This is a genomic window from Quyinboa mangrovi, assembly GCF_042219825.1.
Lineage (GTDB): Bacteria > Bacteroidota > Bacteroidia > Bacteroidales > UBA5342 > JBHJHP01.
Window position 1 is genome coordinate 1 of record NZ_JBHJHQ010000046.1, and the last position, 936, is coordinate 936.

Annotated in this window: 1 protein-coding gene; it reads left to right on the forward strand. The window is 32.7% G+C overall.

What is annotated here, in order from left to right; genetic code table 11:
- Positions 1 to 144: 144 nt before the first annotated feature.
- Positions 145 to 687 carry a hypothetical protein gene (locus ACE1ET_RS20480; protein ID WP_375730291.1) on the forward strand — a complete coding sequence of 181 codons (543 nt, stop codon included), beginning with the start codon at positions 145 to 147 and terminating at the stop codon, positions 685 to 687.
- The last annotated feature ends 249 nt before the right edge of the window (positions 688 to 936 follow it).

Genomic DNA, 936 nt, shown 5'->3' on the forward strand with positions numbered 1-936 from the left:
ATGTCGTCGTTTTCGGCTTGACAGTCTCCACTTCATGGGACAGTCAACCGCACGACACCATACCGCGGGAACGTTGTAGGTAATGCAAACTGACAATATATAATCTAAAAATTGCTAATACTTGGGAATTCATAAGATTGACAAATGCTTGAAAAATTAAGACATAAAATATTAAATCCTAATAATAATATTTTGGTTATTTCAACATTGATTTCAATACCCATCTTGACTTTTATTTTATGGAGATTCTCTTTTTCCTGGTGGACTCCATTTATTCAATATGCCGTGGGATTAATTGTTCTTTTAATAATTATTGCAATTATATTTAAATCAATTGACAAGAAAATAAAAACTAGAATTTTCCCATACTCGACGATATGGATAAGTACTACCATTATATTGACTGGACTTTCATATCCAACAAGAGATTATCTAATTGTGCAATCTGAGAATAGAGGAAAATTAATTATTGAAAAAATAGAAGAATATAAAGAAAAGAATGGTATGTATCCTGAGAATATTAAATCTGAATTCTTTAAAAATACTCCAAAATGGACTTGTATTGGCACTCAATATTTATATGAAAAATATGATGATCAGAGTAATTTTATCTTGAGATATGATTCATTCTATGGGTGTTATGCAGTTTATGATAAGATTAACAACGATTGGAAATATAAGGACTAAGAATGCACTACCTACAACACACGGTATAGTGCATGGCAGTACTTTTAAACAAAAAAAATCAACATTCGCTGCAATCTCTTTTCGTCCTGACAGTTCCTTTCACGGGTGAAAGAAACTGCCACGACACCATACCGCGGGAACGTTGTAAATAATGCCGTGATTAGTTGTTTGTTTATTTTAAAACTGGCTTCCACCCTCTTTCGGCTGAAGCAGGGGACGTTCTTTTTAAAACTGGATCATCGTTTGATT